9 protein-coding genes and 1 pseudogene are annotated in these 8,536 nt (G+C 64.6%); all 10 read left to right on the top strand.

What is annotated here, in order from left to right:
* Positions 1–188 (top strand): annotated as a pseudogene (locus EN750_RS09255) (branched-chain amino acid ABC transporter permease); the annotation flags it as partial.
* Positions 188–1,942, top strand: a complete 1,755-nt coding sequence (locus EN750_RS09250) for an FAD-dependent monooxygenase (protein WP_127396233.1) — start codon at positions 188–190, stop codon at positions 1,940–1,942. The pseudogene EN750_RS09255 and the gene EN750_RS09250, both read left to right, overlap by 1 nt.
* A gap of 10 nt (positions 1,943–1,952) precedes the next feature.
* Positions 1,953–2,843 (top strand): intradiol ring-cleavage dioxygenase, encoded by an 891-nt coding sequence (locus tag EN750_RS09245; protein WP_127396232.1) that lies wholly within the window; start codon positions 1,953–1,955, stop codon positions 2,841–2,843.
* Entirely contained in the window at positions 2,843–3,661 is an 819-nt protein-coding gene (locus EN750_RS09240) for an SDR family NAD(P)-dependent oxidoreductase (protein ID WP_127396231.1), read from the top strand. Before EN750_RS09245 ends, EN750_RS09240 begins: the two co-directional genes overlap by 1 nt.
* Positions 3,662–3,724: 63 nt before the next feature.
* Positions 3,725–5,032 carry an ABC transporter substrate-binding protein gene (locus EN750_RS09235; protein ID WP_127396230.1) on the top strand — a complete coding sequence of 436 codons (1,308 nt, stop codon included), beginning with the start codon at positions 3,725–3,727 and terminating at the stop codon, positions 5,030–5,032.
* 25 nt (positions 5,033–5,057) lie between these two features.
* On the top strand, positions 5,058–5,786 hold the full coding sequence (locus EN750_RS09230; protein WP_127396229.1) for an ABC transporter ATP-binding protein: 729 nt from the start codon (positions 5,058–5,060) through the stop codon (positions 5,784–5,786).
* Positions 5,783–6,511 (top strand): ABC transporter ATP-binding protein, encoded by a 729-nt coding sequence (locus tag EN750_RS09225; RefSeq protein ID WP_127396228.1) that lies wholly within the window; start codon positions 5,783–5,785, stop codon positions 6,509–6,511. Before EN750_RS09230 ends, EN750_RS09225 begins: the two co-directional genes overlap by 4 nt.
* Positions 6,498–7,361, top strand: coding sequence for a branched-chain amino acid ABC transporter permease (locus tag EN750_RS09220; RefSeq protein WP_127266427.1), 864 nt, complete (start codon positions 6,498–6,500; stop codon positions 7,359–7,361). The genes EN750_RS09225 and EN750_RS09220 overlap by 14 nt, the downstream gene beginning before the upstream one ends.
* The gene (locus EN750_RS09215; RefSeq protein ID WP_127396227.1) at positions 7,358–8,383 is read left to right on the top strand and encodes a branched-chain amino acid ABC transporter permease; all 1,026 of its coding nucleotides are present in this window, start codon (positions 7,358–7,360) and stop codon (positions 8,381–8,383) included. Before EN750_RS09220 ends, EN750_RS09215 begins: the two co-directional genes overlap by 4 nt.
* 12 nt (positions 8,384–8,395) lie before the next feature.
* A partial coding sequence (locus tag EN750_RS09210) for an alcohol dehydrogenase catalytic domain-containing protein (RefSeq protein WP_148669940.1) occupies positions 8,396–8,536 on the top strand: 141 nt, incomplete at its 3' end.

The following is an 8,536-nucleotide window of genomic DNA, read 5'->3' as shown; positions in this document are numbered from 1 at the left end:
TCTTTGCGCTGCGCTCGGCGCTGGCCGACTACGGCAGCTGGTACTTGATGACGCTCGGCCTCATCGCCGTCGTCGTAATGCTTTTTGCACCAAAGGGGCTGTGGGGCCTGATCGCGTCCCGCAAGGGCCTGCACCTGTTTCCGGTTCGCCGCAGGCTGACCGGTCCGAAGATCGAGGGAGGAATTTGATGGCGGATATCGAAACCGACGTGCTGATCGTCGGCACTGGCCCGGCCGGCTCGGCCACCGCCGCGCTGCTGTCCAGCTACGGCGTCGCCAACATGATCGTCAATCGCTATCGCTGGTTGTCGAACACGCCGCGTGCCCACATCACCAACCAGCGCACGATGGAAGTGCTGCGAGACCTTGGGCCGGAGGTAGAGGCCGAGGCCATGATGCACGCCTCCCCGCAGGAGCTGATGGGCGAGAACGTGTTCTGCGAAAGCCTGGCCGGCGAGGAGATCGGCCGCATGAAGAGCTGGGGCGTCCATCCGCTCTCCAAGGCCGAACATCTCCTGTCGTCTCCCTGCTTCATGAACGATCTGCCGCAGACCTTCATGGAGCCGATCCTGTTCAAGTCGGCCTGCGCCCGCGGCACGCAGGCCCGCATGAGCACGGAATATGTCAGCCATGTCCAGGATGCGGACGGCGTGACGACGACCTGCCACGATCGACTGTCGGGCAAGGATTTCACCGTGCGGTCGAAGTTCCTCGTCGGCGCCGACGGCGGCAACTCGCTGGTGGCCGAGCATCTGGGCCTGCCGCTCGAGGGCAAGATGGGCGTCGGCGGCTCGATGAACATCCTGTTCAGGGCCGATCTTTCGAAATATGTCGCCCACCGGCCGAGCGTCCTCTACTGGGTCATGCAGCCCGGCGCCGACGTCGGCGGCATCGGCATGGGTCTCGTGCGCATGGTGCGGCCGTGGGACGAATGGCTGATCGTCTGGGGTTACGACATCAACCAGCCGCCGCCTGAAGTGACGCCGGAACTGGCCACCAGCGTCGCGCGTCAACTGGTCGGAGATCCCGCGCTCGAGATCGAGCTCCTGGGCGCCAACACCTGGACCGTGAACAACTGCTTCGCCACGCACATGCAGAAGGGGCGGGTGTTCATCATGGGCGATGCCGCGCACCGGCATCCGCCCTCGAACGGGCTCGGCTCGAACACATCGATCCAGGACGGGTTCAACCTCGCCTGGAAGCTTGCCAAGGTCGTCAAGGGGCAGGCGGGGGTCGGGCTTCTGGACAGCTTCTCGGCCGAGCGCGCACCGATCGCGCGCCAGATCGTGACACGGGCGAACCAGTCCATCGCCGAATTCGGACCGATCTTCGAGGCGCTCGGCATGGACGGCGGCGTGGATCACGACAAGATCCACAGGAACATGGAGGCTCGCGCCGATGCGACGCCCGTCGCCGAAGCGCAGCGCGAGGCGCTCCGCAAGGCCATCGCCTTCAAGAAGTACGAGTTCGACGCCCATGGCGTCGAGATGAACCAGCGCTATGCCTCCGGCGCGGTGGTGACCGACGGCCAGGGCGAGCCGCCTTTCGAGAAGGATCGCGAGCTGCATTATGCGCCGACAACGTGGCCCGGTGCGCGCTTGCCGCATGTCTGGGTCTTCGAGCGCTCCGGCAGGAAAGTCTCGACGCTCGATCTTTGCGGGCATGGCGAGTTCACGCTGTTGACCGGCATCGGCGGCGAGGCGTGGGTCGCAGCGGCGGAGACGGTGGGCGCGGAGCTCGGTCTGCCGATCCGCAGCCATGTGATCGGCCCGCGCCGCGCGATCGAGGATCATACCGGCGACTGGGCCGGCGCGCGGGAGATCCGCGACAACGGCTGCCTGATCGTTCGTCCCGACCATCATGTGGCCTGGCGTTCCGAAACGCTGGCGGCCGATCCGGCGGCCGAACTGCGCCGGGTCTTGAAATCCGTTCTGGCGCGCTGAGGAGGATCGCATGATCGATGAACACGAATCCGGCTATTTCACCGAAGCGAACTCGGCCGAGGTCGTGGTGGCGCGGAACAGGAACGCCAAGGACGAGCGGCTCAAAGAGGTGATGGAGGTCATCACCCGCAAGCTGCACGAGGCGGTGAAGGAGATCGAGCCGACACAGGAGGAATGGTTCGGCGCGATCATGTTCCTGACGCGGACAGGCCAGATCTGCAACGAGTGGCGGCAGGAATACATCCTGCTGTCGGATGTTCTCGGTGTCTCGATGCTGGTCGATGCGATCAACAACCGCAAGCCGTCGGGCGCCTCGGAATCGACGGTGCTGGGACCCTTCCACGTCGCCGACGCCCCCGAACTGCCGATGGGCTCCAACATCTGCCTCGACCAGAAGGGCGAGCCCATGTTCGTGCATGGCCGCATCCTCGATACCGAGGGCAACCCGATCGCAGGCGCCAAGATCGACGTCTGGCAGGCCAATGACGAGGGCTTCTACGACGTGCAGCAGAAGGGCATCCAACCCGACTTCAACTTGCGCGGCGTCTTTCGCACCGGCATGGACGGGCGCTACTGGTTTCGCGGAGTGAAGCCCAAATACTACCCGATCCCGGATGATGGCCCGGTCGGCAAGCTGCTGGGCGCCCTGGGGCGTCACCCCAATCGTCCGGCGCATCTCCACTACATCGTCGAGGCCGCGGGCTTCGAAGCGCTGACCACGCACATCTTCGACCCGGACGACCCGTACATCGATTCAGATGCCGTCTTCGGCGTGAAGAAGAGCCTGCTCGCCGAATTCCGCAAGGTCGAAGACGCCGAAGCTGCCGCCAGGGTCGAGGTTGCGGCCCCGTTCTACGACGTGGAGTTCGATTTCGTGCTGTCGCACAAGGGAGGAAACTGATGGCCGCACTTGAAAAGATGTTCGATGTCAAAGGCAAGTCGGTGATCGTCACCGGGGGCGCCAGCGGCATCGGGCAGGCCTATGCCGAGATCATGGCCGAGCACGGGGCGAAGGTCTGTATCTTCGACCTGAACCCTGCCGGGCTTGACACGACCGTGGCCGCGATCAGGGCGGTGGGTGGCGATGTCTGGGGCCAGGTTGTCGATGTCGGCGACCGCGCGGCCATGGCCGCAGCCTTCGACAAGGTCGCCGGGGAGGCGGGCTCGATCGATATCGTGTTCGCCAATGCCGGGATCGATGCCGGGCCGGGCTTCAACACCCCGACGGGCGAAAGGAACCCCGACGGCGCCATCGAGAACCTGCCCGACGAGCACTGGGACAAGGTGATCGAGATAAACCTGACCTCGGTCTACACCACGATCAAGCATGCCGTGCGGCACATGAAGCCGAATGGCGGCGGCCAGATCATCGTCACGTCGTCCATCGCCTCTCTGATCAACGAGAGCATCGTGGGTACACCCTACATGCCCGCCAAGGCCGCGGTGAACCATCTCGTTCGCCACATGGCGATGGAGCTTGGCGCCTACAACATCCGCATCAATGCCATCCTGCCCGGACCGTTCATCACCAACATCGCCGGCGGCCGGCTGCGCAATCCGGCGGACCGCAAGGCCTTCGAGGCCCAGTCGCTGCTCGGTCGGATCGGCGACCCGGAAGAGATCAAGGGCCTGGCGCTTTATCTGGCGTCGCCGGCCGCGTCCTACGTCACGGGCTCGCTGATCGTCATTGATGGCGGCTCACTGCTGAGGATGACCTGAAGCCGCTTTGAACTGAGACCGGTCCCGTGGGCCGGAGAAACTTAACCCAGGGAGGAACCGACGATGAGCTACTACAACAGACTGGTGAAATCGGGCTTGCGGCCCAGCCGCCGAAGCGTCCTGAAGGGGATTGGAGCCGGCCTTGCCGCCAGCACGCTGGGCATGCCGGCCTATGTGCGCGCCGCGACGGCGGGAAAGATCAAGCTCGGCTATCTCAGCCCGACGACCGGACCGCTCGCCCTGTTTGGTGAAACGGATGGCTACACCTTGCAGAAGATCCGCGCCCTGCTCGGCGGCCAGCTGCAATGCGCCGACGGCAATACTTACGAAATCGAGATTCTTGACCGCGACAGCCAGTCCAATCCGAACAAGGCATCGGAAATCGCCGGCAATCTGATCCTGAACGACGAGGTGCATCTGCTCGTGCCGGCCTCGACCACCGACACGATCCTGCCCGCGGCCGAGCAGGCCGAGCTTTATGAAACGCCCTGCATTTCCTCGGGCGCTCCCTGGCAAGCGGTGATCATGCCGCGCGGCGGCGGCAAGCAGACCTTCGACTGGACCTATCATTTCTTCTGGGGCCTCGACGAGGCGTTGAACACCTTCGTCGGGCTCTGGAACCATCTGGAGACCAACAAGAAGGTCGGGATGCTGTTCCCCCAGAACATCGACGGCGAGACCTGGGGCAACGACGAATATGGCTTGCCAGCGCCGACCCGCAAGGCCGGCTACGAGGTCGTGGTGCCCGGCTATTTCCAGCCCCGCACCAATGATTTTTCCGCACAGATAGCCGAGTTCAAGAAGCAGGGCTGCGAGATCATCGGCGGGATTACCTATCCCGACGATCTGAAGACCTTCGTCACCCAGTGCAACCAGCAGGGCTTCAAGCCGAAGGCGGTCACGGTGGCGGCGGCGCTCTTGTTCCCGGGTGGCGTCGAGGCCATGGGTCCTCTAGGCAACGGCATGTCCTCGGAGGTCTGGTGGACCCCGGCCTTCCCGTTCAAGTCGTCGCTGACCGGCCAGGTCAGCAGCGACATCGCCAGCGAATGGGAAGCCGATACGAAGCGCCAGTGGACGCAGCCGCTGGGCTATTCGCATGCCTTGCTCGAGGTCGCCCTCGACATACTGAAGCGCTCTTCCAATCCGCTCGACCGTGCGGCCAATCGTGACGCTCTGGTCGCTACCGATCTGCAGACGCTGGTCGGTCATATCAAGTTCGACGGCTCGCCCCACAAGAACATCTGCAAGACGCCGATCTTCGGCGGCCAGTGGGTGAAGGGCGAGAAATGGCCTTATGACCTGAAGATCGTCGACAACACTGTCAATCAGCTCTTCGCGCCGCAGCAGGCTATCCAGCCGATCGCCTGGTGACATGAGCGGGAACGCGGGCAGAGTTATGGGTAGGGAAATCCTGCTGAAAGCGCACGGCGTGTCGAAGTCCTTCGGCGCTGTCCGCGTCCTGCATGAGGTGAGCTTCGACGTGCATCGGGGCGAGGTGCTGGGCATCCTCGGCCCGAATGGGGCGGGCAAAACGACGCTGTTCAACATGATCAGCGGCGATTTGAAGACGTCCGGCGGCGAGATCCAGCTCGGCGACACCGCGCTTCGCGGCGAGCCGCCCTTCCGGCGCTGCCAGATGGGGATCGGGCGGACCTATCAGATCCCGCGTCCCTATTCCGGCATGACCACCTTCGAAAACCTGCTGGTCGCCGCCGCTTTCGGCGGCGGCCGATCCGAGAAGCAGAGCTATGCTTTCTGCGCCCAGGTCCTGCGCGATTGCGAGCTCTCCGACAAGGCCAATGTCTCGGCCGGCGCGCTCACTCTGCTCGATCGCAAGCGGCTGGAGCTGGCGCGCGCGCTGGCGTCGGATCCGAAGCTGCTGCTGTTGGACGAGATCGCGGGTGGGCTGACCGACGATGAATCGAAGGCGCTGGTGGCGCTGGTGCGCCGCATACGCGACCGCGGCATCACCATTGTGTGGATCGAGCATGTGTTGCACGCGCTCTTGGCGGTGGCCGACCGGCTGTTGGTGCTGAACTTCGGCGAGAAGATCGCCGAAGGCGTGCCCGCCGAAGTGATTGCGCTGCCCGAGGTCCAGCGCGTCTACATGGGGATCGAGGGATGACGCCCGTTCTTTCCACCCACGGGCTGTTGGCCCGCTATGGCGATTTCCAGGCGCTCTACGGCGTCGACATAGAGCTGCACCAGGGTGAGGCCGTGGCCTTGATCGGCGCCAATGGGGCCGGAAAATCCACGCTCCTGCGTTCGATCATGGGCCTGCTCCCGGTCGGGCGCGAGATGGTGCTGCTGCACGGCGAGGCTGTTGGCGGCACCGCCACCGACCGCATGGTGCAGAAGGGCGTCGCCATTGTGCCGGAGGGCCGCCGGCTCTTCACCGGCATGTCGGTCGAGGACAATCTGCGCGTCGCCATCGACCAGGCTGCGCGCATGGGCGCCAAGGGCGGATGGACGCTGCCGCGTCTGCATCAGCTGTTCCCGATCCTCAAGGAGAAGGCTCGCACGCAGGTGCAAAGCCTCTCGGGCGGGCAGCAGCAGATGGTGGCGATCGGCCGCGCGCTGCTCTGCCAGCCGCGCGTGCTGCTCTGCGACGAGATCAGCCTTGGTCTTGCGCCGAAGGTGATCCGCGAGATCTATGCCGCCTTGCCCGAAATCCGCGCCACCGGAACGGCGATGATCGTGGTCGAGCAGGATGTCGGCCTCGCTCGAACCGCTACGGACCGCCTCTACTGCATGCTGGAGGGGCGCGTGACCCTGACCGGCAGGTCCGCCGAAATCACGCGCGAGCAGATCGGCAAAGCCTATTTTGGAGCGGGCCATGGAGTGGTTTGACGCCTTGGTGCAGGGGGTCCTGCTGGGCGGCATGTATGCCCAGTATGCGCTCGGCATGGCGCTGATGTTCGGCGTCATGCGGATCGTCAACATCAGCCATGGCGATCTGGTGATCCTTTTGTCGCTGATAGGCATTTCGATAGCCACGGCCTGGGGTCTGGGACCGCTGCCTGTGCTGATCTTACTGGTGCCGCTCGCGGTGCTGATGGGCTGGGTGCTGCAGAAGGCCGTGCTGAACCGCGTGGTGGGCAGCGATCCGCTGCCCTCGCTGATCGCCACCTTCGGACTGTCGATCGCGCTGCAGAACCTGATGCTGCAGATATGGTCCGCGAACAGCCGATCGTTGCCCGGCCATGGAATAGAGAGTCAATCCATCGAGATCGGCGGTATCTATGTCGGCCTCCTGCCGCTGATCGTGCTGGCCGTCGCCACGGGGTTGACAGGAGGCCTCGACCTGACTCTGAAGCGCACGCGCTTCGGCCGGGCGCTCCGCGCCGCGTCGGCCGATGTCGAGGCAGCGGCGATGACCGGCATCAATCCGCGCGCCGTCTATGCGATGGCGACAGCGGCAGCGGTCGGCATCCTCGGCTTTGCAGCCGTCTTCCAGGCGTTGCGGTCGACCGTCGCGCCGGCCGACGGACCTGCCCAGCTGATCTACGCCTTCGAAGCGGTGATCATCGGCGGCATGGGGACGGTATGGGGCGCCTTCGCCGGCTCGATGGTGCTCGGCATCTCGCAGGCCATCGGCTTCCGCATCGATCCGGGCTTCGGCGTGCTCGCCGGACATATCGTCTTCCTGATCGTGCTGGCGACCCGCCCGCAGGGCTTGTTCGGAAAGGCATTGTCATGAGTGCGATCCCCTATGTGGCAACCGAGGTGCCTCAGGTCCTGGTCCAACGCCAGACCCGGTCCGGTCGCATCGCGATGACGCTGGCTGTGCTGGCGCTGATCGGTGTCGCCGCCATGCCATGGTGGGCCTCGACCGGCACGATCCGGTCGATTCTGGTGCTGTGCTGCTACATCGCCGTCGCTCAGCTGTGGAACCTGCTCGCCGGCTATGCCGGCCTCGTCTCGGTGGGTCAGCATGCCTTCATGGGAGCGGCCGGCTATGCGCTCTTCGTGTTGGCCCAGACTTACGGCATCAATCCGTTTGTGGCGGTCTTCCTTTCGCTGCTGGTGCCGGCCGCGCTGGCCGTGCCGATCTACCTGCTGCTGCATCGCCTGGATGGCCCCTATTTTTCGATCGGCACATGGGTGGTGGCCGAGGTCTTCCGGCTGACCGCCTCGAACCTGCCGCTCGTCAATTCCGGCGCGGGCATGTCGCTTCGCGTGATGAAGGACTATTCGGCCTTCGAGCGGAATGTCGCCATGTCGCTGCTCTGCGCGGGGATGCTGCTCGTCACGCTGGGCGGCAGCTATTGGCTGCTTCGCTCGCGCTTCGGCCTTGCGCTGATCGCCATGCGCGACAATCCGGTCGCGGCCGCGAGCCAGGGCGTGAATGTCGTCAAGCTGCGCTTCCTGATCTACGTCGCGTCGGCGGTCGGCTGCGGTCTTGCCGGGGCGATCTATTTCATGGCGCAGCTCCGCATCACCCCGGGATCGGCCTTTGATCCGATGTGGGCGAACGTCGCGATCTTCATCGTCATGGTCGGCGGAATCGGCTCCATCGAGGGCGTTCTGATCGGATCCCTGATTTTCTTCATCGCGGACCGCTGGTTCGGCGAATACGGCGCGACTTATTTCGTTGTCCTCGGCCTGATGACGCTTCTGGTCGCGCTCTACGCCCGGACGGGCATCTGGGGCCTGATCTCGAAACGGTGGGATGCACCATGGTTCCCGATCCGACGCAAGCTCGTCGACCCGAACCGCTGACGAGGAGGATTCATGAAAGCCGCCATCTTCGATAGGGTCGGCGTCCCGCTGCGGATCGGCACGGTGCCGGACCCGACGCCGGCACCGGGCGAGGTCGTCTTGCGTGTCGCCGCCTGCGGCATCTGCGGCAGCGATCTGCATATCACCGAGGAC

The sequence above is a fragment of the Mesorhizobium sp. M7A.F.Ca.ET.027.03.2.1 genome, from assembly GCF_003999175.1.
GTDB lineage: Bacteria > Pseudomonadota > Alphaproteobacteria > Rhizobiales > Rhizobiaceae > Mesorhizobium.
The sequence above is the reverse complement of the archived record's forward strand: the minus strand, read 5'-3'. Positions and strand labels throughout refer to the sequence as shown.

Coding starts and splice junctions, on each gene's coding strand:
- EN750_RS09245 (WP_127396232.1), top strand. CDS start 1,953: ATGATCGATGAACACGAATCCGGCTATTTCACCGAAGCGAACTCGGCC.
- EN750_RS09250 (WP_127396233.1), top strand. CDS start 188: ATGGCGGATATCGAAACCGACGTGCTGATCGTCGGCACTGGCCCGGCC.
- EN750_RS09240 (WP_127396231.1), top strand. CDS start 2,843: ATGGCCGCACTTGAAAAGATGTTCGATGTCAAAGGCAAGTCGGTGATC.
- EN750_RS09225 (WP_127396228.1), top strand. CDS start 5,783: ATGACGCCCGTTCTTTCCACCCACGGGCTGTTGGCCCGCTATGGCGAT.
- EN750_RS09220 (WP_127266427.1), top strand. CDS start 6,498: ATGGAGTGGTTTGACGCCTTGGTGCAGGGGGTCCTGCTGGGCGGCATG.
- EN750_RS09215 (WP_127396227.1), top strand. CDS start 7,358: ATGAGTGCGATCCCCTATGTGGCAACCGAGGTGCCTCAGGTCCTGGTC.
- EN750_RS09235 (WP_127396230.1), top strand. CDS start 3,725: ATGAGCTACTACAACAGACTGGTGAAATCGGGCTTGCGGCCCAGCCGC.
- EN750_RS09230 (WP_127396229.1), top strand. CDS start 5,058: ATGGGTAGGGAAATCCTGCTGAAAGCGCACGGCGTGTCGAAGTCCTTC.